Below are 26,745 nucleotides of genomic sequence, written 5' to 3' on the forward strand. Positions count from 1 at the left end.
TTTTGGCACGCTGTTGAGTTCTCAAGGAACGGACGCTTCCTTCGTACTCACCCTCAGTAACACTTACTGGGGCTTTCCTCCGGGCTTTCGTTCTTGCGTTTCCGACTCTATCAGAGTCCGTCCCGCTCGCTTTCCGGGTTCTTCGCTTTCGCGTTTTCCCTTTCCGGCGATTCCGACTCTATCAGACCCTTTCGGCCCCGACTGTCGGTGCTGCTCGGGCTGTTGGGCCCTTGCGGCGAGTGAGACAGTAGCGGATTCCTCGCCCCCGAACCTAATCGGCGGCTGCGTCCTCGGACACGGATTCCTCATTCGCAAATACGCATGAAAACGAGACGACCAAGTGAGTCGTTCGTTCGAATGAGTAGTGCGGAATGGCTGTCCGGGGACCGACCAAGGTCGGCGCTCACGTCGGACAACTCGAAGAACCTTACGGATCCGGCAAGCGTGTGTCAACTCCCATACAGGAGCCACCCGAACGGCTAGCCTGTCCCCATGACTACGCATGCGCTCACGTCCAGCCTTCGCTGGTGGGCCGCCTGACGGCGGCCGACCTTCCACGCGAGCACATGCGCTCACGGCCGCCGCCCCCGGCGGCCGTTTCTGTTTCTCCCCCTCCGGGAGTGGCTCGGTCGCCGCGGGCGGCGGCACCCACCACAGCCACTCAGCAGGCGGAACGAAGAGGGAGACGGACATGACGACGAGGATCTTCAGCGGCATCAAGCCGACCGGGCACCTGACGCTGGGGAACTACCTGGGGGCCGTACGGCAGTGGGTCGCCGCCGACCAGGAGCCGGACGAGGCGCTGTTCTGCGTCGTCGACCTCCACGCGCTCACCATCGAGCACGATCCCGCGCGGGTGCGCCGGCTCAGCCGACAGGCGGCGACGCTGCTGCTCGCCGCCGGGCTGACGCCGCAGAAGTGCACCCTCTTCGTCCAGAGCCACGTGGACGAGCACACGCGGCTGGCGTACCTGCTGGAGTGCACCGCCACCGACGGGGAGCTGCGGCGGATGATCCAGTACAAGGAGAAGGCCGCGCAGGCCGCTGCCTCCGGGGCGGGGGTGCGGCTCTCGCTGCTCACGTATCCCGTGCTGATGGCCGCCGACATCCTGGCGTACCGGACGGACGAGGTGCCCGTGGGGGAGGACCAGCGGCAGCACGTGGAGTTGGCGCGGGACCTGGCGGTGCGGTTCAACCAGCGCTACGGGCCCACCTTCACCGTGCCGGAGGCGACCCTCCCGGTGGTGGCCGCGCGGGTCATGGACTTGCAGGATCCGACGTCCAAGATGGGGAAGTCGGGCGGCGCCGGGCCCGGGGTGGTGTTCCTGCTCGACGAGCCGGAGGCCATTCGGAAGAAGGTCATGCGGGCCGTGACCGACAGCGGGGACGGCGGCGTCGTCTACGACCGTGCCGCGCGGCCCGGGGTCGCGAACCTGTTGGACGTCCTCGCCGCGTGCACCGGGGCGGATCCGGCGGTTCTCGCCGAGGGGTACGGCGGGTACGGGGCGCTGAAGCGGGATGTCGCCGACGCGGTCATGGAGCTGCTGCGGCCGGTGCAGGAGCGGCATGCCGAGCTGGCGGCCGATCCGGCTGGAGTGGAGAAGGTGCTGCGGGAGGGTGCCGAGCGGGCGCGGGCCTTGGCGCGGCCGGTGGTCGACCGGGCGTACGAGGCCATCGGGCTGCTGGCCCCGTAGCCGGTGGTGCGGGTTCGGGGCCCCGCGCGCGGGGCCCCGTACCCCCGGGTCAGCTGTTGCCGGAGGCGAGCTCGCGGCTGCGGTCGCGGGCCGCTTCGAGGGCGGCGATCAGGGCGGCCCGTACGCCGTGGCGTTCCAGCTCGACGATCGCGTTGATGGTGGTGCCGGCGGGGGAGGTGACGGCCTCGCGGAGCTTGACCGGGTGTTCGCCGCTGTCGCGGAGCATCACGGCGGCGCCGATCGCGGCCTGCACGATGAGGTCGTGGGCCTGGGCGCGGGGCAGGCCGAGGAGGATGCCGGCGTCGGTCATCGCCTCGACGAGGAAGTAGAAGTAGGCGGGGCCCGAGCCGGAGAGGGCGGTGGCGGCGTCCTGCTGGGATTCGGGGACGCGCAGGGTCTTGCCGACGCCTCCGAAGATCTCTTCGGTGTGGGCGAGGTGTTCGGCGGTGGCGTGGCTGCCGGCCGAGATGACGGACATGGCCTCGTCGACGAGGGCGGGGGTGTTCGTCATGACCCGGACGACGGGCGTGCCGGGGGCGAGCCGCTCCTCGAAGAAGGAGGTGGGGATGCCCGCGGCGCCGCTGATGACCAGGCGGTCGGCGGGGACGTGCGGGGCGAGCTCTTCGAGGAGCTTGCCCATGTCCTGGGGCTTGACGGTGAGGATGAGGGTGTCGGCGCGCTTGGCGGCCTCGGCGTTGCTGACGGCTTCGACGCCGTAGCGGGTGCGGAGTTCCGCGGCGCGTTCCGGGCGTCGGGCGGTGACGAGGAGTTTCGCGGCGGGCCAACCGCCGCGGATCATGCCGCTGAGCAGGGCCTCGCCGATCTTGCCGGTACCGAGGACTGCGACTGTCTGGGTCATGCCCGATTCACCTCGCCGAACGAACGTGGGGACGTACGGGATCATCCTCGCACCGGGGGCGGGTGCCGGGGGCTGCTGTCCGGTGGGTGGTCAGGCGGGCGGGCGGGTGGTCGCGGGGTGTCAGGGAGTGCGGCGGCGGAGGGTGGCCGCGCCGAGGGCGAGGACGAGCAGGGCGCACGCGGCGACGACGACGGCGTCGCGGACGAAGTCGGCGGTCATGTCGGTGTGGGTGAGGACCTGGGTCATGCCGTCGACGGCGTAGGACATGGGCAGGACGTTCGAGAGTGCTTCCAGGACGGGCTGCATGGTGTCGCGGGGTGCGAAGAGGCCGCAGAGCAGGAGCTGGGGGAAGATCACCGCCGGCATGAACTGGACGGCCTGGAATTCGGAGGCCGCGAAGGCCGAGACGAACAGCCCGAGAGCGGTCCCGAGGAGCGCGTCGAGCAGGGCGACGAGCAGCAGCAGCCAGGGCGAGCCGACCACGTCGAGGCCGAGGGCCCACAGGGCGAGCCCGGTGGCGAGGAGGGACTGGACGACGGCGACGGCGCCGAAGGCGAGGGCGTAGCCGGCGATCAGGTCGCCCTTGCCGAGCGGCATGGCGAGGAGGCGTTCGAGGGTGCCGGAGGTGCGTTCGCGGAGGGTGGCGATGGAGGTCACCAGGAACATGGTGATGAGCGGGAAGATCCCGAGGAGCGAGGCGCCGATGCCGTCGAAGGTGCGGGGGCTGCCGTCGAAGACGAAGCGCAGCAGCGTGAGCATCAGGACGGGGACCAGGATCATCAGCGCGATGGAGCGCGGGTCGTGGCGCAGCTGGCGCAGGACGCGGGCGGCGGTGGCGGCGGTGCGGGCACCGTTCATGGCGGGGGCGCCTTTCATGGCGGGGCCGCCGTGAAGGGCGGGGGTGGCGTTCATCGGGTCTGCTCCCGGGCGTGGGCGTTGGCCTCGTCGACGAGGCGGAGGAAGCCCTCTTCGACGGTGGCGGAGTGGGTACGGGTGCGCAGGGCGTCGGGGGTCTCCTGGGCGAGGATCCGGCCTTCGCGCATGAGGAGCAGGTCGTGACAGCGCTCGGCCTCGTCCATGACGTGGGAGGAGACGAGGATCGTGGTGCCGCGGGTGGTGGCGATGTCGTGGAAGAGGTTCCACAGGTCGCGGCGCAGGACGGGGTCGAGGCCGACGGTGGGTTCGTCGAGGACGAGGAGTTCGGGCGTGCCGAGCAGGGCGACGGCGAGGGAGACGCGGCTGCGCTGGCCGCCGGAGAGGTTGCCGGCGAGGGCGGTGGCCTGGCCGGTGAGGTCGACGTCGGCGATGGCCCGGGTGACGGTGGCGGCGCGGCGGTCGGCGGCGGCGCGGCCGGGGTCGAGGACGGCGGCGAAGTAGTCGAGGTTCTGGCGGACGGTGAGGTCGTCGTAGACGGAGGGGGCCTGGGTGACGTAGCCGATGCGGGCGCGCAGTGCGGGGTGGCCTGCGGGGCGGCCGAGGACGTCGAGGGTGCCGGTGACGTGGGCCTGGGTGCCGACGACGGCGCGCATGAGGGTGGATTTGCCGCAGCCGGAGGGGCCGAGGAGGCCGGTGATGCGGCCGCGGAGGACGTCGAAGGCGATGGCGTCGAGGACGGTGCGGGGGTGGCGGCCGGTGCCGCGGCGGACGGTGAGGTCGTGGGCGTGGACGGCGGCGGACGGGGGGCGGTCGGGGTCGCCGGTCATCCGGTCCCGGTTATTCATCATGTGATGAATAATGCTCCTGCGGGTGCCGGGCGTCAACGCGGTGCGGGATTACTTCTTGCGCTTCGGGCGGCGCGCGGCCGGGTTGCCCGTACGGGTGCTGCGGCGGCGGGCGTACTCGGCCGTGGCCCGCTCGTACTCGGCACGGCACAGCTTCTCGCCCGGTGCCTCGACGAAGCACCGCAGGAAGTACGCGATGAGGGAGCCGATGAAACCGATCGTCTTCAGCCCCTTGAGGGCGGCCTCGTCGGAGGAGGGACGCGGACGGCGGCTGAAGGACTCCCAGGTCTTGGCGAAGGCGATGGAGCTGGCGATCGCGAAGAGCACGACGACGGAGATGCTGAGGAAGGGGCCGACGTTGCCGATCTCCAAGCCCTCGTAGGAGAGGCGGAGCAAGACGGCGGCGGCGATGGCGGTGACCAGCGAGCCGAGGGCGAGGGCGACGCGGCGCAGGGCGTAGCCACCGTCGTGGTGCACCCAGGTGGTGCCGAAGAAGCGGATCGGCTCGGGCCGGGGGCCGGCGGTGCTCTGGTCGCGCGCGTCGCGCAGGTCTCGCTGGTCTCGCTGGTCGTCGCTCACACCGGCGATTATCCACCGGGGGGTGGGCCGGGCCAGGGTTGTCTCACGTGTCAGACGGCCGACTGCGCCGCCCGGCCCGGCGGTGCGGTCAGGCGCAGCGGGTGGCCACGTAGCCGTCGCTACCCGTCTTCACGTACGCGTCGGAGACGAAACGGCCGTTGCCGATGCAGTCCCAGATGTCCGAGGTGCCGTACGGGCCCGACACGGTGGTGCCGTCACACTGGCAGCGGATCGTGACGGTGGCGCCGTACGGCAGGGTGTCGATGACCGAGTAGTTGGTACCGGGGCCGCTGCGGACGTTCAACCGGTAGCCGGGAGCGACCGGGAAGGTCTGGAAACCGGAGCCTTCGGCAAGGCTCGCGACGCTCTCCATATGGCTGGAATCGTTCTCGACCGGCATGTGAAATCTCCCCCCATGGGCGTTGCCGTGCGCAACTCGCGCAGGGTAGCAGGACCTTGGAGATTCATACGGCGTATCGACTAGGCTCCGGCGGGGGTGGTGAGCGGTGCATGCGCTGCGCGCGGATCACGCGGGGTTTCCGGAGTACGCCGGGCAGTACCGGCTGGAGTCCGTGCTGGGATCCGGCGGCATGGGCGTCGTCCACCTGGCCACCTCGGACTCGGGGCTGAAACTCGCCGTCAAGATCGTGCACGCCGAGCATGCGGTCGACCCCGAGTTCCGGGCCCGCTTCCGGCAGGAGGTGGCGGCGGCCCGGCGGGTGAGCGGAGCCTTCACCGCGCCGGTCGTGGACGCCGATCCGGATGCCGAACGGCCCTGGATGGCCACCCTGTTCATCGACGCCCCGACGCTCGCCGAGCGCGTACGGGCCCAGGTGCTGGACGCCGCCGAACTCGGCAGGCTCGCGGCGGGGCTGGCGGAGGCCCTGCGCGACATCCACCGGGCGGGGGTGGTGCACCGCGACCTGAAGCCGAGCAACGTGCTGATGGCCCCGGACGGGGTCCGGGTCATCGACTTCGGGATCTCGCGGCCCGCGGACAGCGATCTGCGGACGGAGACCGGGAAGCTGATCGGGACGCCTCCGTTCATGGCGCCCGAGCAGTTCCAGCGGCCGCGGGAGGTGGGCTCGGCGGCGGACGTGTTCGCCCTGGGGGCCGTACTCGTCCATGCGGCCACGGGGCACGGCCCCTTCGACTCCGACAGCCACTACCTCGTGGCGTACCAGGTGGTGCACAGCGAGCCCGATCTGACGGGGCTGCCGCCGCTGCTCGCGCCCCTCGTGGCGCGCTGCCTGGCCAAGGATCCGGCGGAGCGGCCCACCGCCGACGAACTGATCGCCTCGATGCGGGCCATCGCGTACCCGACGGGCGAGGACACCCAGGCCTTCATCCCGCAGCCGCGGCGGCCCGTGGAGGCGGGGCCCGCCGGGGCCGGGGAGACCACGCACCGGCGGGACCGGATCGGAGCCCCCCTGCGGCGGCCCGCGGGGCGGCGGGGCAGGCGGGCGGCGGTGGCGGCCGGAGCGGGGGCGGCGCTGCTGCTGCTGCTGGCCGGCGGCGGGTACCTGCAGTTCGGGGCAGGGGCGAAGACCGCGGCCGGGCCGGCCGGGTCGACGGCCGCGGCGGCGCCCACGCCGGTCACGGCGTGGGCCGTTCAGCTGGCCAGGGCGGGCGGCGGCGCGGGCGGGCCCGGGGCGTGTTCCTGGCAGGCGGGAGCCCTGTACTGCGCCGCCCCCGGCCTGGCCGCGGCCCGGATCGACCCGGCGAACGGCTCGACCGTGTGGTCCGTGGCGGCGAGCGGCCCGGCCGCCCGGACGGCGACGGACGGTGCCCCGCAGCACGCGGGCGGGCTGGTCCTCGTCGTGGCGCCGGGCAGCGAAACGCTCCGGGCGCTGGATCCGGGCACGGGTACGGAGCGTTGGAAGCGGAAGCTGACGGGCGGGATGCGGGCGGTGGCCGCCGGCGGGCAGGTGCTGCTCGTCGGGCCGACGGGGGAGGTCGACGCGCTGGACGCGGCGAGCGGCCAGGCCCGGTGGACCCGGCGGATCGGCGGCACCGGATCGGTGTGGTGGGTGGCCGAGGCGCCGGCGGCCGCCCTGTACGTGGCGACGCCCGAGACCGACGGCGGGGCGACGCAGGTGGCGGCGGTGGATCCGGCGAACGGAGCGCTGCGCTGGCAGGTCCGCGCCCCGGGGCGGCTGCGGCCGGTCGGGACGGCGCCGGAGGGCCTGTACCTGCTGGACAGCGATGCGTCCGCGAAGACGACGGCGGTGGTGCGGGTCGAGGCCGCGGGCCGGGGCGCGGCGCAGCGGGTGCGGTTGGCCGCGCCGCTGTTCGACGCGGAGGCGACGGTGGGTGCGGACGGGGTCGTGTACGTGTCCGGCACCTCGGGCGCGCTGGTGGCGGTCGGGGCCGGCAAGGAGCAGTGGCGACTGGAGACGGGCGTGGCGGTGGCCTCGCGGCCGGTGTCCGCCGACGGCCGGGTGTACCTGACGGCGCCGGACGGGCGGCTGCTGGCCGTCGACGCGAGGACGGCGCGGCTGGCGGGCCAGACCGCCCCCCGGATGGGGGACGCCGGGAACCTCTTCACCGCGACGCTGGCGGCGCCGGTGGTTTCGGCCGGCCGGGTCTACGCCTCGGCCCCGGACGGCTCCCTCTTCGCGGTGCCGTCCACGAACCCGTCGGGCTGGTAGCGCGGCGCGCCGGGCCTGGCGGGAACCCCGCGATGCGACCCCGGCCCGGCCCCGGGGCCCGCACACGGCGGGCGGGTTCGGGGCCGGGCCGGGGGACGGCGGGCGGGGCTCAGCCGAGGCGGCTCACGTCGCGGACCGCGCCCTTGTCCGCGCTCGTCGCCATCGCCGCGTACGCCAGCAGCGCCGCCGAGACCTGGCGTTCGCGGTTCTTCGGGGCGTAGACCCCGCCGAGGGCCTCGCGGCGGGCCGCGAGGGTCTCCTCCGGGACCAGCAGGTCGATGCTGCGGTTGGGGATGTCGATGCGGATGCGGTCACCGTCCTCGACCAGGGCGATGGTGCCGCCCGAGGCCGCCTCGGGGGAGGCGTGGCCGATGGACAGGCCCGACGTACCGCCCGAGAAGCGGCCGTCCGTCACCAGCGCGCACACCTTGCCGAGGCCGCGGCCCTTGAGGAACGACGTCGGGTAGAGCATCTCCTGCATGCCGGGGCCGCCGCGCGGGCCCTCGTAGCGGATGACGACGACGTCGCCCGCCTTGACCTCCTTGCGCAGGATCTTGTCGACGGCCTCGTCCTGCGACTCGCAGACGACCGCCGGGCCCTCGAAGGTCCAGATCGACTCGTCGACGCCGGCCGTCTTCACGACGCAGCCGTCCTCGGCGATGTTGCCGCGCAGCACGGCGAGGCCGCCGTCCTTGGAGTACGCGTGGGCAACGGAGCGGATGCAGCCGCCCTCCGCGTCCAGGTCCAGGGATTCCCAGCGCTCGGACTGCGAGAAGGCGGTCGCGGAGCGCTTGCAGCCGGGGGCCGCGTGCCACAGCTCCATGGCCTCCTCGGAAGCCGTGCCGGAGCGGGCGTCCCACGTGCCGAGCCAGTCCTCCAGGTTCACGGAGTGGACGGTGGTGACGTCCTTGTTCAGCAGACCGCCGCGGTGCAGCTCGCCGAGGATGGCGGGGATGCCGCCGGCGCGGTGGACGTCCTCCATGTAGTACGTGCCGCCGGGCGCCACGTTCGGGGCGACCTTGGCCAGGCACGGGACGCGGCGGGAGACCTCGTCGATGTCCTTGAGGTCGTACTCCAGGCCGGCCTCCTGCGCCGCGGCGAGCAGGTGCAGGATCGTGTTCGTGGAGCCGCCCATGGCGATGTCGAGCGCCATGGCGTTCTCGAAGGCCTCGCGGGTGGCGATGTTGCGCGGCAGCACCGAGGCGTCGTCCTGCTCGTAGTACCGCTTGGTGATCTCGACGACGGTCCGGCCGGCGTTCTCGTACAGGGCGCGGCGGGCGGTGTGCGTGGCGAGGACGGAGCCGTTGCCCGGGAGGGCCAGGCCGATGGCCTCGGCGAGGCAGTTCATCGAGTTGGCGGTGAACATGCCGGAACAGGAGCCGCAGGTGGGACAGGCGTTCTCCTCGATCCGCAGGACGTCCTCGTCGGAGACGTTCTCGTTGGACGCGTCGACCATGGCGTCGATCAGGTCGAGCTTGCGGACGGTGCCGTCCACCAGCGTCGCCTGGCCGGCCTCCATCGGACCGCCGGACACGAACACGACCGGGATGTTCAGGCGCATCGCGGCCATCAGCATGCCGGGGGTGATCTTGTCGCAGTTGGAGATGCAGATCAGGGCGTCGGCGCAGTGCGCCTCGACCATGTACTCCACGCTGTCCGCGATCAGGTCGCGGGACGGCAGGGAGTACAGCATGCCCGCATGGCCCATGGCGATGCCGTCGTCGACCGCGATGGTGTTGAACTCGCGCGGAACGGCGCCCGCGGCGCGGATGGCGTCGGAGACGATCCGGCCGACCGGGGCCAGGTGCGTGTGGCCGGGCACGAACTCGGTGAACGAGTTGGCGACCGCGATGATCGGCTTGCCGATGTCCTCGCTCGCTACGCCCGAGGCGCGCATCAGCGCACGTGCGCCTGCCATGTTGCGGCCGTGGGTGACGGTGCGGGACCTCAGCTCGGGCATCGGGTTCACTCCCCATGAGTGCGGCTGCGCGAGCGCAGCCGCGACGGTAGGTATGACTCAGTTACGAGGCTACGCCCCGGGCCCGCGATACGGACAGGATGTCCGGATGGCGGGACGACCAGCTCAGTCTTCGGTCAGGTACCGCTGAAGGGTCGGGGCGACCAGGGCCACGATGGCCTCCGGGTCCGCGGAGGCGAGCGGCTCGACCTGGACGACGTAGCGCAGGATCGCGATGCCGACCATGTGGGAGGCGGCGAGCTCGGCGCGGAAGGTGGGGTCGGGCACGTCGAGGTCGGCGGCGACCCGTTCCAGGACCCGGCGCAGCACCAGGCCGCGCAGGACCTTGGCCGCCGCCTCGTGGGTGAGGGCCGAGCGCATGACGGCGAGGAGCGGGGCGCGGGTGACCGGGTTCTCCCAGATGCCGAGGAAGTAGCGGGCCAGCCGCTCACCGATCCCGTCCGGGCCCTCGCCGAGGACCGCGGGGACGACGAGGGCGGGCTCCATGCTCAGCTCGATGGCCGCGGCGAACAGGTCGTCCTTGCTGCCGAAGTAGTGGTGGACCAGCGCCGGGTCCACGCCGGCGGCCTTGGCGATGCCGCGTACGGAGGTCTTGTCGTAGCCGCGCGCGGCGAACTCGGAGCGGGCGGCGAGCCGGATGCGCTCCTGGGTCCCGGGCCCGTCGTCGGTCTCGTCCTGGCGGGGGCGGCCGGGGCCGCGGCGGGGCTTGGCGGGCTGGGTCATCGGCGGGGGCTCTTGATCGGGCTCGGGGCGGCGGTGGTCGCGAGGTGGAGGCGGGTGAAGGCGAGGGCCTCGGCGAGGTCGGCCTCACGCTCCGCGGAGGACATGGCGCGGCGGGTGTTGACCTCGATGACGACGTGCCCGTCGAAGGAGACCCGGGCGAGCCGCTCCAGCAGCTCCGCGCACGGCTGCGTACCGCGGCCGGGGACGAGGTGCTCGTCCTTCGCCGAACCGTTTCCGTCGGCGAGGTGCACGTGCGCCAGCCGCTCCCCCATGCGGTCGATCATGGCGGCGGCGTCGGTCCGCGCGGTCGCGGTGTGCGACAGGTCGACGGTGAAGTGCCGGTAGTCGTCCTTGGTCACGTCCCACTCGGGCGCGTACGCGAGCATCTCGCGGTCGCGGTACCGCCACGGATACATGTTCTCCACGGCGAACCGCACGTCGGTCTCCTCGGCCATCCGCCAGATCCCGCTGACGAAGTCGCGGGCGTACTGGCGCTGCCACCGAAAGGGCGGGTGCACGACGACGGTGCTCGCCCCGAGGCGTTCGGCCGCGGACTGGGCGCGCTGGAGCTTGGTCCAGGGGTCGGTGGACCACACCCGCTGGGTGATCAGCAGACAAGGCGCGTGAACGGCAAGGATCGGCACGTGGTGGTAGTCCGACAGCCGCCGCAGGGCGTCGATGTCCTGGCTGACCGGGTCCGTCCAGACCATGACCTCGACGCCGTCGTAGCCGAGGCGGGCGGCGATCTCGAAGGCGGTCGCCGTCGTCTCCGGGTAGACGGAGGCGGTGGACAGGGCGACCTTCGCGGTCGGAATGCGGACTGGTTTTGCCACGGGGACAGGTTACGGTCCCCGAGCCGCCCCCCGCCGTGACAACGACCACCTCGCCCCGTTCCCGACCACGGGGGCGGCGCGGCCCGCGATCAGGACAGTGCGGGGCCGAACCGCCCCTGACGAGCAAACCCGCGCCAGGGAGAGGCCGATACAGGTCAAGGCTTCTCGCCCATGGCGGCCCGCAGCCAATCCAGCGTGCCCTGCCCGAGCAGCTCGTCGGCGAGCCGCCGGGCGGTCCCGGTCGTCAGTCGGCCGCGACTGTTGTCCCAGGTGGTTCACATCCCCGGTGCGGGTCTCCTGGGTGTCGTGCCAGACCGCGTGCGGCGATGAAGTGCCTCATGTGGTCGCGGTCGCCCTGCCGGGCGGCGACGGCTGCCACGGAGCGGGCATCCAGCCACCGGGTCAGCCAGTCGTCCGACACGCAGGCCTCATCGAGGAGTACGTAGCGATCTTGGGCGGCTCACGTCCAGCCCAGACGGCCCGGGGACGCCGAGACGCGAGAAGCGCGTAGCGATCTGACGCGCGCGGCCCGTCTCCGCGCTCCTGAGCGTCATCTGGTCGTCGTCCGACTACGGCTGGGCCGCCCCCGACCCGGAATGGGCCTGCACACGGGCCCCGCGTCGGTGTCGCCCCCTCGTGCACCTGCCCGGGTCTCGCTGATCGACCCGCATGCGTGTCCCTGCCCCGTGACCGCCTTTTTGGGGGCTTCCCGACAGTCCTGTCTTTCCGGGGCGGGACGGGCAGTCAAGGGTGGCCGAAGGCCATCGCGAAGCGACGCGACCGAAGGGAGCGCCCTTGACGGCCCGGCCCGAACCGGAGAGACGATGGGACTGACGGGAACCCCCATACCCGCTCTGATGCCGAGCGCAGGCACCGCCCCGCAGACCACCGGCAGCCAGGCAACGCGACTGGCAGCAGGCAGCAGGCAGCAGGCAACACGACCCGACCGGCACACCCGTACAACCAACAGGCACAACCACAGGCACAGGCACAGGCACAACCACAGGCACAAGCACAAGCACCGCCCCCACCCCCCGAAGCCCCAGCCCCCTACGACGGCAGGTGGTCCAGCCGCCGCAGGATGACGCCCTCACGGAGGGCCCAGGGGCAGATTTCGAGGTCGTCCACCCCGAAGAGGTCCATCGCGCCCTCCGCGACCAGGGCCCCGGCCAGGAGCTGGCCGGCGCGGCCCTCCGAGACGCCCGGGAGGGCGGAGCGCTGCGAGGTGGTCATCGCCGCCAGGCGCGGGACCCACTCCTCCAGGGACTTGCGGGTCAGGTCCCGCTGCACGTACAGGCCGTCCGCCGAGCGGGCCGCGCCCGCGATGCGGGCCAGCTGCTTGAACGTCTTCGACGTCGCCACCACGTGGTCCGGCGTCCCGAAGCGGCTGAACTCGCCGACCGTGCGCGCGATCTGCGCCCGTACGTGGCGGCGCAGCGCCCGGATGTCCGAGGGGTCCGGCGGGTCGCCCGGGAGCCAGCCCGTGGTGAGGCGGCCCGCGCCCAGCGGGAGGGAGACGGCCGCGTCCGGGTCCTCGTCGATGCCGTACGCGATCTCCAGCGAGCCGCCCCCGATGTCCAGGACCAGCAGTTTGCCCGCGGACCAGCCGAACCACCGGCGGGCCGCCAGGAAGGTCAGCCGGGCCTCGTCCTCGCCGCTGAGGATCGGCAGGTCGATGCCCGTCTCCAGCTTCACGCGGGCGAGCACCTCGTCCGCGTTCTTGGCCTCGCGCACCGCGCTGGTCGCGAAGGGCAGCACGTCCTCGCAGCCCTTGTCCTCGGCGGCCTGCACGGCATCGCCGATCACCGCGAGGAGGCGCTCGATGCCGTCCGGGGTGACGGCGCCGTCCTCGTCGAGCAGCTCCGCCAGTCGCAGTTCCACCTTGTGCGAGTGCGCGGGCTGCGGGCGCGCACCGGGGTGCGCGTCCACCACCAGCAGATGCACCGTGTTCGAACCCACATCAAGGACACCGAGTCTCATACGAGGAAACGCTACTGTGCGCCAGGATTCTGGGTGGAGTAAGGGGCGCTTAGGCTTGGGTTTGTGCCAAATACGAAGAAGGCCAACAAGTCCAAGATCATCAAAAAGCCCAAGAAGCCCGAGCCCACTCCCCTCAGCGACGAGAAGGGCCTCGACTTCCCCCGGGCCTGGGTGGAGTTCCCGGACCCCGCCGACGACGAGCAGGTCTTCCGCTGCGACCTGACGTGGCTGACCTCCCGCTGGACGTGCATCTTCGGCAGCGGCTGCCAGGGCATCCAGGCGGGCCGCGCCGATGACGGCTGCTGCACCCTCGGCGCGCACTTCTCGGACGAGGACGACGAGAAGCGGGTGGCCGAGCACGTGGCACGGCTGACGCCCGACCTGTGGCAGTTCCACGACGTGGGCACCACCTCGGGCTGGGTGCAGAAGGACGACGACGGCGAGCGCCAGACCCGCCGCTGGGAGGGCTCGTGCATCTTCCAGAACCGGCCCGGCTTCGCGGGCGGCGTGGGCTGCTCGCTGCACATCCTGGCGCTGCGCGAGGGGCGTGAGCCGCTGGAGACCAAGCCCGACGTGTGCTGGCAGCTGCCGATCCGCCGCACCTACGAGTGGATCGACCGGCCCGACGACACGCGCGTGCTCCAGGTCTCGATCGGCGAGTACGACCGGCGCGGCTGGGGCCCCGGCGGCCATGACCTGCACTGGTGGTGCACCTCGGCCACCTCGGCGCACGGGGCCGGCGAGCCGGTGTACGTGTCGTACCGGGCCGAGCTGACCGAGCTGATGGGCAAGGAGGGGTACGAGGCCCTCGTGAAGCTGTGCGAGGCGCGGCTGTCCTCGCTGCTCCCGATGGCCCCGCACCCCGCGGATCCCGTCTAGGCCGGAGCCGGCCACCGGCCTACTACGGCGAGCCGGGCACCGTGTCCGGGTCGGAGGACGGGGAAACCGTTCCTCCTGACGGGCTCGGCGTCGGAGTCGGAGTCGGCGTGGCCGTATCCGTATCCGTGGGGGTAGGCGTCGGAGTCGCGGTCGGCGTCGGCGTCGGCGTGGGCGTGGACGGCGGCGTCGGGGTGGGCGTCGGCGTGGGAGCCGGGCGGCCCCGGCCCCGGATGGAGACCACCGCTCCGCCCGGGTCCACACCGACCCGGGCCGACCAGGCGCCGACGGGCTGGGCTTCAGTGTCGACGGTGATCCACAGGGTGACCGATTCTCCAGGGGCGAGGGTGCCCGAGGTACGGCTGGCCTGCAGCCAGGGGGCGTCGGACCACAGCCGCCAGTCGACCGGGGCGCCCCCGGACGCGGTGAGGGTGAGCATGGTGGTTGCGCCGTGCGGAGAGGCGGCCACGGTGAGCCGGCCCGCAGGGCCCGGCTGGTCGGGGGTGGCCGGCGGCCCGGTGCTGATCACCTCGACGGAGACGTCCGAAGCCGCGTCGGCGCGGGCGCTGGTGACGAAGCCCGGCTCGCCGGTGGTACGGGCGGTGTTGCCGGCGTTCTCGAAGGCCCGCAGCGGGCGCCCGTCGGTGTGCGGCAGTGGGATCTCGGACTCGCTCGCCGAGACCCGGGTGGAGTCCGGCCCGGCGGATTCGCCGGTGCTGGGGGCTCCGCGGTAGGCGGCCCACAGCGCGAGGACGGGGGCCGCTACGACGGTGGCGACGACGGTGGTGGTGACGGCCCGCGCGCGCAGCCGGTCCCGGCGGGCCGCGCGGTCCCTGGGGTCCATCGGAAAGCCGGTGCGGTCGAAGCGCGGGGCGGGCCGCCCGCGTCCGCGGCCCCCGGAGCGCAGCAGGGCCGCGCGGACGGCGGTGCGGGGCGCGGGTACGAGCGGGAGGGCCGCGTCGATGCCGCCGGAGCCGGGCCAGGGCGCGCCGGAGCCCACGCGTTCGGCGACGCGGCGGCATCGCGGGCAGTCGTCGACGTGGCGGACGAGCTCGGCCCGCAGGCTGGTGGACAGCAGCACCTGGCCGTCGCCGGTCAGCCGGGACACCGCGGGGCAGCCGCCGGTCTCGACGACGGCGAGGGCGGCCCGGGTCCGCTCCACCTCGCAGGCGGCGCCGGACAGCAGTTCGCGGGCGCTGGCGGCGGGCGTGCCGAGGACGGCGGCGAGCTCGGGGATGCCGAGGCGGTGGCGGACGGCGAGTTCCAGGGCTTCGCGCTGCTCGGGCGTGGTCCCGGCGGCCTCGGGCCAGGCGAGCCGGGCCAGCTCGGTCCGCCGGTACGCACTCACGTCCAGGGAGCGGTGCGCCCCCGGCGCGCGCTCCCCATCGGCGTGCTCCGGCGTGCGCCGGGCGGAATGCGCCCCTGGGCGGCCGCGCCGCTGCTCCGCCAGCCTGCGCAGGCAGGCCCAGCGGGCGAGCGCGTACAGCCAGGCCCGCCGCCCGCCCTCGTCCGGGCAGCGGCCCGGATGCCGCTCGGCGACGGCGAGTACGTCCGCCAGGACCTCGGTGGCCGTGTCGTGATCACACAGGACCGACAGGCAGTAGGTGAACAGTCCGTCCAGATAGGGCTCGTGCCGGAAGGGGGGCGGCTGTTCTCCTTCGGGGACCTCGGAGGGCGTGCGCCCGTGCGCCCGGTGTGCGCCGGTGCGCGGGGCGGAGGTTTCCTGGTCGCTGCTGCTCACCCTGGCGAAGGTAGGCGGCACGCGGGTGACGGCCGTGAAGCCTTCAGCTGTTTTAGCCCTTACGGGTGAACAGATCGAACACGCGCTGACCGCCGCCCTGACGCCCGCCCGTGCGAGCACTGTCACCGGCTGCCGCTACGGTGGGCCGCATGGCTGCCCGTACATCCCGCTCATCCGCCAAGGACCGGCCGTCCTACCGCTGCTCCGAGTGCGGCTGGACGACCGCGAAATGGCTCGGGCGGTGCCCCGAATGCCAGGCGTGGGGCACCGTCGAGGAGATGGGTGCGCCCGCCGTGCGCACCACCGCCGCGGGCCGGGTCTCGACCGCGGCGCTCCCGATCGCGCAGGTCGACGGCCGGACGGCGACCGCCCGCAGCACCGGCGTGGACGAGCTGGACCGGGTCCTGGGCGGCGGGCTCGTCCCCGGGGCCGTGGTGCTGCTCGCCGGCGAGCCGGGCGTCGGCAAGTCGACGCTGCTGCTCGACGTGGCGGCGAAGGCCTCCAGCGACGCGCACCGCACCTTGTACGTCACGGGCGAGGAGTCGGCGAGCCAGGTGCGGCTGCGGGCCGACCGGATCAACGCGCTCAGCGACCACCTCTACCTGGCTGCCGAGACCGATCTGTCCGCCGTCCTCGGGCACCTCGACGCCGTGAAGCCGTCCCTGCTGATCCTGGACTCCGTACAAACGGTCGCTTCCCCGGAGATCGACGGCGCCCCCGGCGGCATGGCCCAGGTGCGGGAGGTGGCCGGAGCGCTGATCCGCGCCTCGAAGGAACGCGGGATGGCCACGCTGCTGGTCGGCCACGTCACCAAGGACGGGGCCATCGCCGGTCCGCGCCTGCTGGAACACCTGGTGGACGTCGTCCTGAGCTTCGAGGGCGACCGGCACGCGCGCCTGCGCCTCGTACGCGGGGTGAAGAACCGGTACGGCGCCACCGACGAGGTCGGCTGCTTCGAGCTGCACGACGAGGGCATCACCGGGCTCGCCGACCCGAGCGGGCTGTTCCTGACCCGGCGGGCGGAGGCCGTCCCCGGCACCTGCCTGACGGTGACGCTGGAGGGCAAGCGCCCCCTCGTCGCGGAGGTGCAGGCACTGACCGTGGACTCGCAGATCCCCTCGCCCCGGCGGACCACCTCCGGCCTGGAGACCTCCCGTGTCTCGATGATGCTGGCGGTGCTGGAGCAGCGGGGGCGGATCACCGCGCTGGGCAAGCGCGACATCTACAGCGCCACGGTGGGCGGCGTGAAGCTCACCGAGCCGGCCGCCGACCTGGCGATCGCGCTCGCGCTGGCGTCCGCCGCCAGCGACGTCCCGCTGCCGAAGAACCTGGTGGCGATCGGGGAGGTCGGCCTGGCGGGCGAGGTGCGGCGCGTGACCGGCGTACAGCGCCGGCTCGCCGAGGCGCACCGGCTCGGTTTCACGCACGCCCTGGTGCCGGTCGACCCCGGGAAGGTCCCGGCCGGCATGAAGGTGCTGGAGGTGGCGGACATGGGCGACGCCCTGCGGGTCCTGCCACGCGGCCGCTCGCGGGCCGCGGCGAAGGAGTAGGCGACCGGAGGCACCGGCCACCGCAGGAGCACCGGCAGGAGGGGCACCGGCCACCGGGGAACACCGCAGAAGGGGCACTGGCCGGAGCCGTACCAGCCGGAGGAGCCGCTGCTCAGGGGGCGGTGAGGGGGGTGCCGAGGGGGCTCGTACGGGCCCCCGTCGGGGCGCACCTGGCCAAGCCACGGCGGGCGCACAGCGCGCGCCGGTAGACTTTGTGCTGGTCCGCCCGGCCGTACGCAGGCGGCGCAACCCGCGACCGGAGGAGTGCAGTGGCAGCCAAGGACGGGGCAGCAGCACCCGGGAAGTCCGGCGCGAGCTCCAAGCACGAGGCGTTGATGCGCGCTTCGCTGAGCGCGGTCGCCCCTGGTCAGCCGCTGCGCGACGGCCTGGAGCGCATCGTCCGCGGCAACACCGGCGGCCTCATCGTGCTGGGCATGGACAAGGCCGTCGAGGCGATGTGCACGGGCGGATTCGTCCTGGACGTGGAGTTCACCGCGACCCGGCTGCGCGAGCTGTGCAAGCTCGACGGCGCGCTGATCCTGGACAAGGACCTCACGAAGATCCTGCGGGCGGGCGTGCAGCTGGTGCCGGACGCGTCGATCCCGACGGAGGAGACGGGCACCCGCCACCGCACGGCGGACCGGGTCTCGAAGCAGTGCGGTTTCCCCGTGGTGTCCGTCTCGCAGTCGATGCGGCTGATCGCCCTGTACGTGGACGGCGAGCGGCGCGTCCTGGAGGAGTCCGGGGCGATCCTGTCGCGGGCGAACCAGGCACTGGCCACGCTGGAGCGGTACAAGCTGCGTCTGGACGAGGTCGCGGGGACGCTGTCCGCGCTGGAGATCGAGGACCTGGTCACGGTGCGCGACGTGACGGCGGTCGCCCAGCGGCTGGAAATGGTTCGCCGCATTGCCACGGAAATCGCCGAATACGTGGTGGAACTCGGCACCGACGGCCGCCTGCTCTCCCTCCAGCTGGACGAGCTGACGGTCGGCATCGAGCAGGAGCGGGAGCTCGTGATCCGGGACTACGTGCCGGAACCCACGGCGAAGCGTTCCCGCACGGTGGACGAGGCGCTGCCCGCGCTGGACGCGCTGACGCACCCGGAACTGCTGGAGCTGGCGATCGTGGCCAAGGCGCTGGGCTACACCGGCTCCCCCGAGACCCTGGACTCGGCGGTGTCCCCGCGGGGCTACCGGCTGCTGGCGAAGATTCCCCGGCTCCCGGGGGCCATCATCGAGCGGCTGGTGGAGCACTTCGGGGGCCTCCAGAAGCTGCTGGCCGCGAGCGTGGACGACCTCCAGGCGGTGGACGGCGTCGGCGAAGCCCGCGCCCGCAGCGTGCGCGAGGGCCTGTCCCGCCTGGCGGAGTCCTCCATCCTGGAACGCTACGTCTGACCGGCCGGGTCCGCGCCGGCCGGTCCCGCAGCCACCCCGCAGGGTCCGGCCTAGTCCTGCTTCAGGACGAACGAGGTCCGCGCCACCGGCATGCCCGGCGACTTGACCTCCACCACGTACGTGTCGGCAGCCGCACTTCCCGCCGGAGGCGCCTGGCACTGGTCGGCCGCGCTGAACCGCCGGTCCCACTCCACCGCCTGCTTCGCCTCACCCTGCGCCGGCACCCGGAAGAACGCGTTGGCCGGGCCCGAAGGGCAGTCCGCCGAGGACCAGACGGCCTTGCTGGTGCTCGCCTGAAGGATCGTCACCACGGCTTGGCGCGGCCCGAGGTCGATCTTGCAGGTGGTGCCGGAGACATTGCGCGTGACGAGTTCGAGACGGGGCTTCTCGTTCGTCTCGTACTCGTTCTTCACGCTCTTGACCTCCCACTGCAGCCCGCTCGGGGCACAGGAGGGCAGCGGCGAGTCCGCCGGGACCTGGACGCCCGTGCCGCCCGCGCCCCCGGCCCCGTCGCCGCCGGGAGCTGCGGACGATCCCGCGCCACCCCCGTTTGCGCCGCCGGCGGGGGATGAACTCGCGCCCGGGTCGGTGTTCTTGCCCGCTCCGGTCCCCGAGTCGCCGCGCCCGCCCGGCGCCTGACTGATCGCCGGCCCCGTCCCCGAGGGGCCAGGGGTGATCGAGGCGGCCGGGTGGGGGCCCTTCTGGCCCTTGCCGTTCGTACTACTCGTCCTCCCGCCACCGGAACTGACCGTCCATACGGCGAGCAGCGCCAGGAGCGCGACGACGGAAGCCAGCACGGCCCTCCGTCGCCAGTAGATGGAGGAGGGGAGCGGCCCGACCGGATTGCGCATAGATCCCACGGACGGAACTTTACGAGAATCGGCGGGCCGATCTGCGCCCCACATGCCGCGCACCCGGCTTGTTTTGGCGATGATCATCCTGCGAGCGGGCATCCGGGGGTCGAGAATCAGCCACGCACTCGAAAGGGCGTGGAGCGCCCTTGAACACCGTCGGTGAGCACGGACACCTCGGCCATACGTTCACCGCCGCCACGCCAGGGGACCCGAAACATGCCAGGATGCGGAGTGCCATGACTGCATCCCCCGTCTCCACCGCGTCCCCCGCCGTCTCCCAGTCCCCCGCCGTCTCCCACGCGCTGCACTCCCCCGTCATCGCCTGGTTCGACGAGCACGCCCGCGATCTGCCCTGGCGCCGCCCCGAGGCCGGCCCCTGGGGCGTCATGGTCAGCGAGTTCATGCTCCAGCAGACGCCCGTCAGCCGGGTGCTGCCGGTGTACGAGCAGTGGATCGCCCGCTGGCCCCGCCCCGCCGACCTGGCCGCCGAGGCCCCCGGTGAGGCCGTACGGGCCTGGGGGCGGCTCGGTTACCCCCGGCGGGCCCTGCGCCTGCACGGTGCGGCCGTGGCGATAACGGAGCGGCACGGCGGCGACGTACCGCGCGAGCACGCGCAGCTGCTCGCGCTGCCCGGGATCGGCGAGTACACCGCGGCCGCCGTGGCCTCCTTCGCGTACGGGCAGCGGCACCCCGTGCTCGACACCAACGTCCGCCGGGTCTTCGCCCGCACCACCACCGGGGTCGAGTACCCGCCCAACGCCACGACGGCCGCCGAGCGCCGCCTGGCCCGGGCCCTGCTGCCCGAGGACGAGGCCGTCGCGGCCCGCTGGGCGGCGGCGTCGATGGAGCTCGGCGCGCTGGTGTGCACGGCCAAGTCCCCGGACTGCGCCCGCTGCCCGGTGGCGGGGCTCTGCGCGTGGCGCCTGGCCGGCAAGCCCGCGCACGACGGGCCGCCGCGGCGCGGCCAGACGTACGCGGGAACCGACCGGCAGGTGCGCGGCAGGCTGCTCGCCGTGCTCCGCGAGGCGGTGGGCCCGGTTCCGCAGGCCGTGCTGGACAGCGTCTGGGAGGAGCCGGTGCAGCGGGCCCGGGCGCTGGACGGGCTGGTCGCGGACGGGCTCGTGGAGCCGCTCGCCGGGGGTCTGTACCGGCTGCCGCAGGGACCCGCCGCGAGCTGAGCACGAGCCGGGTGGAAGCCCGGTGGAAACCGGGTGGAAGCTGAGTCGAAGATTCCGCTTGTCTCGGTGTCACCGCAGCTCACAGCCGTTGTTACACAACCTATGGGTGTCCGTGCGTCCACCGCAGGCTGGCCCGCACAGGCTCGTGACAACGCCTCCGTACCGTCGGGATCCGTAGGGCAGCGGATGAGCGGTGCACGGGACGGAGGCGGTCTGAGATGGCGCACGGCGAGGTACTCGGGTTCGAGGAGTACGTACGCACTCGGCAGGACGCGCTGCTGCGCAGTGCCCGGCGCCTGGTTCCGGACCCCACCGACGCGCAGGACCTCCTCCAGACGGCCCTCGTGCGCACCTACGGCCGCTGGGACGGCATCGCCGACAAGTCCCTCGCCGACGCCTACCTGCGCCGCGTCATGATCAACACCCGTACCGAGTGGTGGCGTGCCCGCAAGCTGGAGGAAGTCCCCACCGAGCAGCTCCCCGACGCCTCCGTCGAGGACGGCACCGACCAGCGGGCCGACCGCGCCCTGCTGATGGACATCCTCAAGGTGCTCGCGCCCAAGCAGCGCAGCGTGGTCGTGCTGCGACACTGGGAGCAGATGAGCACCGAGGAGACGGCCGCGGCGCTCGGCATGTCGGCGGGTACCGTGAAGAGCACTCTGCACCGCGCACTGGCCCGCCTCCGGCAGGAGTTGGAGAGCCGGGACCTGGACATGCGCGCGCTGGAGCGCGGTGACCACCGCGGAGACCACACCATCCGGTACGAGGGGCGTGAGCGGTGCGTGGCCTGATGGGCCAAAGTCCGAGTCAGAGTCCGAGTCACAGCCAGAATGAAGGTCCGGGCCGGAGTCCGGGGAAGCCGCCGGGCCGAGGCCTCGGCCGGAGCCTGGACGGCAAGAGCTCGTTCGTACTGATGTCGGCGGGGACGGTCGTCCTCGCCGGCACCGTGCTGTTCGCGGCCGGCTGCTCCGGCGGCGGCACCGGACTGCGCGACGGGGGGCCCGCCCGGACCGAATCCGTGGGCAAGACCAGTGCGCCGGCCGCCCCGCCCGACCACGTCCCGGCCACCGCTGAGCCCTCGGTCAAACCCGCCCGGAACATCGACCCGGTCGCACTGCTGCGGGCCGACCCCAAGGTCAGCGCGGAGGTCAAGCGGGACCTCAAGCCCTGCAGCGGCAAGGAGTATCCGGTCGACGTGAGCTACGGGAAGATCACCGGGAGCAGCGCCGTCGACATCGTGGTCAACGTGCTGTCCTGCGCCGACGCGCTGGGCCGCGGCTCGTACGTGTACCGGGGGGACGGCACGACGTACGAGAATGTGTTCGCCGACGAGCAGCCCCCCGTCTACGCGGAGATCGACCGGGGCGAGCTCGTGGTCACCAAGCCGGTCTACGCGAAGAGCGACACGCTCACCTATCCGTCGGGCGAGGACGTGATCACCTACCACTGGAGCGGGGAGCGGTTCGCCGAGCAGGACCGGGTGCACACCGACTACAGCAACATCGACGGCGGAGGCCAGCCCGCCCCGGCGACCAGCCAGAAGAACTGACCCACCAGAAGAACCGCGAAGCGAAGAACCGAGGCGAGGCGTGCGCATGGCCGAGACCCATGTCCTTTTCGTGGAGGACGACGACGTCATCCGTGAGGCCACGACCCTGGCGCTGGAGCGCGACGGGTTCGTGGTCACCGCCATGCCCGACGGCCTGTCCGGCCTGGAGTCCTTCCGGGCCGACCGGCCGGACATCGCGCTGCTCGACGTGATGGTGCCCGGCATGGACGGCGTCAGCCTGTGCCGGCGCATCCGCGACGAGTCCACCGTCCCGGTGATCATGCTGTCCGCGCGCGCCGACTCGATCGACGTGGTGCTCGGGCTGGAGGCGGGAGCCGACGACTACGTCACCAAGCCCTTCGACGGCTCGGTCCTCGTCGCCCGCATCCGTGCGGTGCTGCGCCGCTTCGGCCACGCGGGCGGCCCGCAGAACGGCGCTGCGGGGGCGGGCGGCGAGGATCCGGAGGAGGAGCGCGGGGTGCTCGTCTTCGGCGACCTGGAGGTCGACACCGAGGGCATGGAGGTCCGCCGGGCGGGCGACCCGGTGGCCCTGACCCCGACCGAGATGCGCCTGCTGCTGGAGTTCTCCTCCTCCCCCGGCACCGTGCTGTCGCGCGACCGGCTGCTGGAGCGGGTCTGGGACTACGACTGGGGCGGCGACACCCGCGTCGTGGACGTCCACGTCCAACGACTGCGCACGAAGATCGGCCAGAACCGGATCGAGACGGTCCGGGGCTTCGGATACAAGCTCAAGGCATGAGGCGCTTCACCCTCCGCACAGGGATCCGCTGGAAGATCACACTCGCCATCGCCGCGGTCGGCGCGCTCGTCACCGTGGCGCTGAGCCTGGTGGTGCACAACGCTGCCCGCGTCTCGATGCTGGAGAGCGCCCGCGACGCCCAGCTGGAACGCGTGCAGTTCATCGCCCGCTACGCCGAGGCCGGGCGCAAGCTGCCGTTCGGCGCCAAGCTCAACGACCCGGAGCTGCCGGGCGAGCTGCGCGAGAAGGCCCGGTCGGGGCGGCGCGGGACCTACATCCAGGAGCACCCGCGGGCGGTCCCGGAGGTGTGGGCGGCGGCCCCGCTGGGGAACGGCCAGGTGCTGTCGCTGCACGGCCCGTTCAAGGAGAGCGCCAACCTGGTGCGCGACCTGGACCGGGCCCTGGTCGTCGGGTCGCTGTCCGTGGTGATCGCCGGTGCGGCGCTCGGCGTGCTGATCGGCGGGCAGATCTCGCGCCGGCTGCGCAAGGCCGCGGTCGCGGCCCAGCGGGTGGCGCACGGGGATCCCGACGTACGGGTGCGGGACGCGGTCGGCGGCGTCGTGCGGGACGAGACCGACGACCTGGCCCGGGCCGTGGACGCCATGGCCGACACCCTGCAGCAGCGGCTGGAGGCCGAGCGGCGGGTGACCGCGGACATCGCGCACGAGCTGCGGACCCCGGTGACGGGCCTGCTGACCGCGGCGGAGCTGCTGCCTCCGGGGCGGCCGACCGAGCTGGTGCTGGACCGGGCGCGGGCGATGCGGGCGCTGGTCGAGGACGTGCTGGAGGTGGCCCGGCTGGACAGTGCGTCCGAGCGGGCGGAGCTCCAGGACGTGGCGCTCGGCGAGTTCGTGAGCCGGCGGGTGACGGTGCTGATGCCGGAGGCGTCCGTACGGGTCGTGGCCGACGAGGTGGTGAGCACCGACCCGCGCCGGCTGGAGCGGATCCTCGGCAACCTGCTGGCCAATGCCGCGCGGTACGGGCAGCCTCCGGTGCAGGTCGACATCGAGGGCCGGGTGGTACGGGTGCGGGACCACGGGCCGGGCTTCCCGGAGGCGCTGCTGCGCGAGGGGCCGAGCCGGTTCCGGACCGGGTCCACGGACCGGGCCGGGGTGGGCCACGGGCTGGGGTTGACCATCGCGGAGGGCCAGGCCCGGGTCCTGGGCGCCCGTCTGACGTTCCGCAACGTGGCGGCGCCGGGCGGCACCGACCGCGCCGGGACGGCGGCGGGCGCGGTGGCGGTGCTGTGGCTGCCGGAGCACGCGCCGACGGCCACGGGCAGCTTCCCGGTGGTCCGGCTGTCGGGGTGAGCCGGCCCGGGCAGCGCCTCGGGGCCGTGCAGCGGGACCGGGCCGTTCGCCCCGGCGGGCCCGTGTTTTAGCATCCGTGGCATGACCGACGGTACTCATCCCTCCAGCAACCCGCAGCCCGAGCCCGCCCCGGGGAACGGGGGCTACGGGTTCCCGCCGGTCCCCCCGGCCCCGGGCAACGGCTACGGCTTCCCGCCCGGCGCGCCCGCCGCCGGCGGCGGCTTCGGCCCGCCGCCGCAGATCCCGCCCGCGGACGGCGGCGGCTACGGCTACCCGCAGCCGGGCGCCGGCCCGCCGAACCCGTACCAGCCGGCCCCGGCGAGCCGGCCGCAGCCGTGGGCCCAGGGGCTGCCGATCCAGAGCACGCAGCCGCCGGCCGCGCCCGGGCCGTTCCCGCCGCCGCAGGCGGACCAGCCGGACTGGGAGGCCCTGGCCGACCGCTCGGCGGCCGAGCGGCGCAAGAAGCGGCTGTGGATGATCGGCGGCGGCGTGACCGTACTGCTGCTGCTCGCCGGCGGTGGAACGTTCCTGCTGCTGGGTGACGACAAGGACAAGGAGGAGGCGGCTCCCACGGCGTCCCCGTCGGTCTCGGCCTCGCCCTCCCCCAGCGGGTCCAAGAGCAAGGCCCCCGTCGACAACACCCCCACCGTCAAGGACGACCCGACCCAGATCCGGGACCGCAGCGGCAAGGCCCCTCTGAAGATGGGTCCGGACGCGGGGGTCTTCCCGATCGAGAAGCGGTTCGAGATCCGCACGAAGGGCAACGAGAACTCGTACGCCGAGTCCGAGAAGCGCGTCGTGGACACGGCCAAGAGCTTCACCGTCTCGGCCCACGTCTGGAACCGGGCTCCGAAGGGGCGGCAGATCGCCGTCAGCCAGGGCAACGAGAAGTCCTTCTCGTTCGAGCTGGGCCTGGACCAGGTGAACGGGAAGCCGAGCTGGATCTTCCGGGTCCAGACCGGCGACCAGGGCGCGGAGGCGACCATGGTCACCGTGACCGGCGAGAGCCCGAAGATGGAGAAGACCTTCTCCACGCTGACGGCCACTTACGACGCCGAGCGCAAGCTGATCGCCCTGTACGTGAACGGGAAGAAGACCGGCGAGGCGCCGGTCTCGGGCATCTACCAGGCCCAGGGGCCGCTGGAGATCGCCCGCTCGCGCCACGAGGACAAGTGGACGGCCCCGTGGAGCGGCGCCATGGAGACCCTTCAGACCTACGACGTGGTGCTCTCGCCGGCGCAGATCGACACCCTCAAGCCGGGCCGCGTGGACGCGAAGACCAAGCCGACGGCCTCCTGGCTGCTGTACTGAGCCCCGTCGCCTCAGGGGCCCCGGACGGGGCCCCTGAGGGAGGTCGGAGGTGGGGTCAGAGGGTGACGCCGGCGCTGCGCAGGAAGGCCACCGGGTTCACGGCCGAGCCGTAGTTCGGGGTGGTCCGGATCTCGAAGTGCAGGTGCGGGCCGGTGGAGTTGCCGGTGTTGCCGGACAGCGCGATCCCGGCGCCCTTGGAGACCTTCTGGCCGATCCGGACCTGGATCTTCGAGAGGTGCGCGTACTGGGAGTACGTGTTGTTCGCGTGCTTGATCACGATGGCGTTGCCGTAGGCCGGGCCGTCACCGCCGCCGTTCGGGCCGGCCTTGACGACGATGCCGTCGTGGACGGCCTTGACGGGGGTGCCGACGGGGCAGGCGAAGTCCTGGCCGGAGTGCTTGTGCGACCACAGGTTGCCGCCCTTGCCGAAGGTCGCGGACAGCGTGTAGCGGGCGACCGGCTTCTGCCAGGAGACGGACTTCGAGGCGGCGGAGGCCTGGGCCGAGGCCTGGGCCGCGACCAGCTCGGCGGTACGCGTCAGGGTGGGGGCCTCGTCGGCGAAGGCGGCGGTCGTCCCGGCCCCGATCGCCAGGGCCGCACCGAGAGCGGTTGCGCCGAGGGCAAGACGGGTACGACGGGTGCTGACGCGCTTCGCGGACATAGGAAGACCTCCGGGGCCGGGGACAGGAACGGTTCGCTGGCTCCGGCCCGCCGGGGCACGAAGCGACCCGGCACGCTGAGCGGGGTGCCGGGCTTGCCCATCCTTGGTAACCCGTGTCCCGCCACATCCCCAAACCTCCCGATTACTACGGGCACTCGTAGGTGCGGAGTGTGACGCAGATCTGCTTGACCACGGCCTTCCTGGGCCAACGTGGGGGACAAATCGGACACTGGATCTACGAAAGGTTCTAGTAGGTCCGATTTGCCCTGTGCGGCTTGTCACCGCAGGAGGCACGAATGGATCTCCTTCGGGTGCCGCGCCGCCGCCCGATGCCCGTCGTGCGGCCACAGCGGCTTCCGGACCGCCCGGGGGCGGTGCGGGCCCCGCAGCCGCCCGTGGGCGGGTGCGGAGCCCCGCCCCGGCCGCTGGGGACCGTCCGGGCCGGCCACCGGACCAGGGGCGCCCCGGGCGGCGCAGGGCCACGGGACACGGCACGGCGCTCGCACCGCGCACGCACGGCAAAGGGGCGGCCCCGGAACCTTGT

The 26,745-nt window shown here is 72.9% G+C and carries 23 protein-coding genes and 2 pseudogenes; 11 read left to right on the top strand and 14 right to left on the bottom strand.

Annotated elements, in window-relative coordinates; all coding sequences use genetic code 11:
• The first annotated feature begins 691 nt into the window (after window positions 1–691).
• Window positions 692–1,693: a tryptophan--tRNA ligase gene (gene trpS / locus AB0B01_RS27685; RefSeq protein ID WP_361724621.1), complete on the top strand. Its 1,002-nt coding sequence runs from the start codon at window positions 692–694 to the stop codon at window positions 1,691–1,693.
• Window positions 1,694–1,742: 49 nt separating this feature from the next.
• On the opposite strand, the gene proC is transcribed toward trpS, so the two are convergent.
• From proC to AB0B01_RS27710, 5 genes are all read right to left on the bottom strand, one after another.
• Window positions 1,743–2,552, bottom strand: a complete 810-nt coding sequence (gene proC, locus AB0B01_RS27690) for a pyrroline-5-carboxylate reductase (RefSeq protein ID WP_361724624.1) — start codon at window positions 2,550–2,552, stop codon at window positions 1,743–1,745.
• Between the two features lie 120 nt (window positions 2,553–2,672).
• A complete protein-coding gene (locus AB0B01_RS27695; protein WP_361724627.1) occupies window positions 2,673–3,410 on the bottom strand; it encodes an ABC transporter permease in 738 nt (245 codons plus the stop codon).
• A 50-nt stretch (window positions 3,411–3,460) separates the two neighbouring features.
• A complete protein-coding gene (locus AB0B01_RS27700) occupies window positions 3,461–4,276 on the bottom strand; it encodes an ABC transporter ATP-binding protein (protein WP_361724630.1) in 816 nt (271 codons plus the stop codon).
• Between the two features lie 48 nt (window positions 4,277–4,324).
• Entirely contained in the window at window positions 4,325–4,852 is a 528-nt protein-coding gene (locus tag AB0B01_RS27705; protein WP_361724633.1) for a hypothetical protein, read from the bottom strand.
• 88 nt (window positions 4,853–4,940) lie between these two features.
• A complete protein-coding gene (locus AB0B01_RS27710) occupies window positions 4,941–5,252 on the bottom strand; it encodes an SH3 domain-containing protein (RefSeq protein ID WP_361724636.1) in 312 nt (103 codons plus the stop codon).
• A gap of 106 nt (window positions 5,253–5,358) precedes the next feature.
• Between AB0B01_RS27710 and AB0B01_RS27715 the strand changes: the two genes are divergently transcribed.
• A complete protein-coding gene (locus tag AB0B01_RS27715; protein WP_361724639.1) occupies window positions 5,359–7,503 on the top strand; it encodes a serine/threonine-protein kinase in 2,145 nt (714 codons plus the stop codon).
• Window positions 7,504–7,612: 109 nt separating this feature from the next.
• Here AB0B01_RS27715 and ilvD read toward each other — a convergent pair whose 3' ends face one another.
• The 6 genes and pseudogenes from ilvD to AB0B01_RS27745 all read right to left on the bottom strand — a co-directional run bounded on the left by ilvD (window position 7,613) and on the right by AB0B01_RS27745 (window position 13,017).
• The gene (gene ilvD / locus AB0B01_RS27720) at window positions 7,613–9,463 is read right to left on the bottom strand and encodes a dihydroxy-acid dehydratase (RefSeq protein WP_361724642.1); all 1,851 of its coding nucleotides are present in this window, start codon (window positions 9,461–9,463) and stop codon (window positions 7,613–7,615) included.
• 123 nt (window positions 9,464–9,586) lie between these two features.
• Entirely contained in the window at window positions 9,587–10,204 is a 618-nt protein-coding gene (locus tag AB0B01_RS27725; protein WP_361724645.1) for a TetR family transcriptional regulator, read from the bottom strand.
• Window positions 10,201–11,037 carry a sugar phosphate isomerase/epimerase gene (locus AB0B01_RS27730; protein WP_361724648.1) on the bottom strand — a complete coding sequence of 279 codons (837 nt, stop codon included), beginning with the start codon at window positions 11,035–11,037 and terminating at the stop codon, window positions 10,201–10,203. The genes AB0B01_RS27725 and AB0B01_RS27730 overlap by 4 nt, the downstream gene beginning before the upstream one ends.
• Window positions 11,038–11,192: 155 nt before the next feature.
• A pseudogene (locus AB0B01_RS27735) lies at window positions 11,193–11,306 on the bottom strand (HAD family hydrolase); the annotation flags it as partial.
• Window positions 11,307–11,359: 53 nt separating this feature from the next.
• Window positions 11,360–11,449 (bottom strand): annotated as a pseudogene (locus tag AB0B01_RS27740) (transcriptional regulator); the annotation flags it as partial.
• A 638-nt stretch (window positions 11,450–12,087) separates the two neighbouring features.
• Window positions 12,088–13,017 (bottom strand): Ppx/GppA phosphatase family protein, encoded by a 930-nt coding sequence (locus AB0B01_RS27745; RefSeq protein WP_361724651.1) that lies wholly within the window; start codon window positions 13,015–13,017, stop codon window positions 12,088–12,090.
• Between the two features lie 63 nt (window positions 13,018–13,080).
• Here AB0B01_RS27745 and AB0B01_RS27750 point away from each other — a divergent pair, with 63 nt between their 5' ends.
• Window positions 13,081–13,896 carry a hypothetical protein gene (locus AB0B01_RS27750; RefSeq protein ID WP_361724654.1) on the top strand — a complete coding sequence of 272 codons (816 nt, stop codon included), beginning with the start codon at window positions 13,081–13,083 and terminating at the stop codon, window positions 13,894–13,896.
• A gap of 22 nt (window positions 13,897–13,918) precedes the next feature.
• Here AB0B01_RS27750 and AB0B01_RS27755 read toward each other — a convergent pair whose 3' ends face one another.
• Window positions 13,919–15,634: a hypothetical protein gene (locus AB0B01_RS27755; protein ID WP_361724657.1), complete on the bottom strand. Its 1,716-nt coding sequence runs from the start codon at window positions 15,632–15,634 to the stop codon at window positions 13,919–13,921.
• A gap of 149 nt (window positions 15,635–15,783) precedes the next feature.
• Between AB0B01_RS27755 and radA the strand changes: the two genes are divergently transcribed.
• Entirely contained in the window at window positions 15,784–17,184 is a 1,401-nt protein-coding gene (radA, locus tag AB0B01_RS27760) for a DNA repair protein RadA (protein ID WP_356846677.1), read from the top strand.
• A 269-nt stretch (window positions 17,185–17,453) separates the two neighbouring features.
• A complete protein-coding gene (gene disA / locus AB0B01_RS27765) occupies window positions 17,454–18,578 on the top strand; it encodes a DNA integrity scanning diadenylate cyclase DisA (RefSeq protein WP_361724660.1) in 1,125 nt (374 codons plus the stop codon).
• Between the two features lie 50 nt (window positions 18,579–18,628).
• Here disA and AB0B01_RS27770 read toward each other — a convergent pair whose 3' ends face one another.
• Window positions 18,629–19,429, bottom strand: a complete 801-nt coding sequence (locus AB0B01_RS27770; RefSeq protein WP_361724682.1) for a hypothetical protein — start codon at window positions 19,427–19,429, stop codon at window positions 18,629–18,631.
• Between the two features lie 239 nt (window positions 19,430–19,668).
• Here AB0B01_RS27770 and AB0B01_RS27775 point away from each other — a divergent pair, with 239 nt between their 5' ends.
• From AB0B01_RS27775 to AB0B01_RS27800, 6 genes are all read left to right on the top strand, one after another.
• A complete protein-coding gene (locus AB0B01_RS27775; RefSeq protein WP_361724663.1) occupies window positions 19,669–20,610 on the top strand; it encodes an A/G-specific adenine glycosylase in 942 nt (313 codons plus the stop codon).
• 218 nt (window positions 20,611–20,828) lie between these two features.
• Window positions 20,829–21,401 carry a SigE family RNA polymerase sigma factor gene (locus AB0B01_RS27780; protein WP_361724665.1) on the top strand — a complete coding sequence of 191 codons (573 nt, stop codon included), beginning with the start codon at window positions 20,829–20,831 and terminating at the stop codon, window positions 21,399–21,401.
• A 122-nt stretch (window positions 21,402–21,523) separates the two neighbouring features.
• Complete coding sequence (locus AB0B01_RS27785; RefSeq protein WP_361724668.1) at window positions 21,524–22,159, top strand: hypothetical protein; 636 nt, start codon at window positions 21,524–21,526, stop codon at window positions 22,157–22,159.
• A gap of 46 nt (window positions 22,160–22,205) precedes the next feature.
• Complete coding sequence (gene cseB / locus AB0B01_RS27790; RefSeq protein ID WP_361724671.1) at window positions 22,206–22,919, top strand: two-component system response regulator CseB; 714 nt, start codon at window positions 22,206–22,208, stop codon at window positions 22,917–22,919.
• Window positions 22,916–24,229, top strand: a complete 1,314-nt coding sequence (gene cseC / locus AB0B01_RS27795) for a two-component system sensor histidine kinase CseC (RefSeq protein ID WP_361724673.1) — start codon at window positions 22,916–22,918, stop codon at window positions 24,227–24,229. Before cseB ends, cseC begins: the two co-directional genes overlap by 4 nt.
• An 81-nt stretch (window positions 24,230–24,310) precedes the next feature.
• Window positions 24,311–25,540, top strand: a complete 1,230-nt coding sequence (locus AB0B01_RS27800; protein ID WP_361724676.1) for a LamG-like jellyroll fold domain-containing protein — start codon at window positions 24,311–24,313, stop codon at window positions 25,538–25,540.
• Window positions 25,541–25,595: 55 nt separating this feature from the next.
• Here the strand turns inward: AB0B01_RS27800 and AB0B01_RS27805 are convergent, their stop codons facing one another.
• Window positions 25,596–26,201 (bottom strand): M23 family metallopeptidase, encoded by a 606-nt coding sequence (locus tag AB0B01_RS27805; protein ID WP_361724679.1) that lies wholly within the window; start codon window positions 26,199–26,201, stop codon window positions 25,596–25,598.
• Window positions 26,202–26,745 lie beyond the last annotated feature (544 nt).

This window comes from Streptomyces sp. NPDC044571, assembly GCF_040647115.1.
Lineage (GTDB): Bacteria > Actinomycetota > Actinomycetes > Streptomycetales > Streptomycetaceae > Streptomyces.

Excerpts from the sequence above, each read along its gene's own strand:
- trpS (WP_361724621.1), top strand. The coding sequence starts at position 692 with ATGACGACGAGGATCTTCAGCGGCATCAAGCCGACCGGGCACCTGACG.
- proC (WP_361724624.1), bottom strand. The coding sequence starts at position 2,552 with ATGACCCAGACAGTCGCAGTCCTCGGTACCGGCAAGATCGGCGAGGCC.
- AB0B01_RS27695 (WP_361724627.1), bottom strand. The coding sequence starts at position 3,410 with ATGAACGGTGCCCGCACCGCCGCCACCGCCGCCCGCGTCCTGCGCCAG.
- AB0B01_RS27700 (WP_361724630.1), bottom strand. The coding sequence starts at position 4,276 with ATGATGAATAACCGGGACCGGATGACCGGCGACCCCGACCGCCCCCCG.
- AB0B01_RS27710 (WP_361724636.1), bottom strand. The coding sequence starts at position 5,252 with ATGCCGGTCGAGAACGATTCCAGCCATATGGAGAGCGTCGCGAGCCTT.
- ilvD (WP_361724642.1), bottom strand. The coding sequence starts at position 9,463 with ATGCCCGAGCTGAGGTCCCGCACCGTCACCCACGGCCGCAACATGGCA.
- AB0B01_RS27725 (WP_361724645.1), bottom strand. The coding sequence starts at position 10,204 with ATGACCCAGCCCGCCAAGCCCCGCCGCGGCCCCGGCCGCCCCCGCCAG.
- AB0B01_RS27745 (WP_361724651.1), bottom strand. The coding sequence starts at position 13,017 with ATGAGACTCGGTGTCCTTGATGTGGGTTCGAACACGGTGCATCTGCTG.
- radA (WP_356846677.1), top strand. The coding sequence starts at position 15,784 with ATGGCTGCCCGTACATCCCGCTCATCCGCCAAGGACCGGCCGTCCTAC.
- AB0B01_RS27770 (WP_361724682.1), bottom strand. The coding sequence starts at position 19,429 with ATGCGCAATCCGGTCGGGCCGCTCCCCTCCTCCATCTACTGGCGACGG.
- AB0B01_RS27775 (WP_361724663.1), top strand. The coding sequence starts at position 19,669 with ATGACTGCATCCCCCGTCTCCACCGCGTCCCCCGCCGTCTCCCAGTCC.
- AB0B01_RS27780 (WP_361724665.1), top strand. The coding sequence starts at position 20,829 with ATGGCGCACGGCGAGGTACTCGGGTTCGAGGAGTACGTACGCACTCGG.
- AB0B01_RS27785 (WP_361724668.1), top strand. The coding sequence starts at position 21,524 with ATGTCGGCGGGGACGGTCGTCCTCGCCGGCACCGTGCTGTTCGCGGCC.
- cseB (WP_361724671.1), top strand. The coding sequence starts at position 22,206 with ATGGCCGAGACCCATGTCCTTTTCGTGGAGGACGACGACGTCATCCGT.
- cseC (WP_361724673.1), top strand. The coding sequence starts at position 22,916 with ATGAGGCGCTTCACCCTCCGCACAGGGATCCGCTGGAAGATCACACTC.
- AB0B01_RS27800 (WP_361724676.1), top strand. The coding sequence starts at position 24,311 with ATGACCGACGGTACTCATCCCTCCAGCAACCCGCAGCCCGAGCCCGCC.
- AB0B01_RS27805 (WP_361724679.1), bottom strand. The coding sequence starts at position 26,201 with ATGTCCGCGAAGCGCGTCAGCACCCGTCGTACCCGTCTTGCCCTCGGC.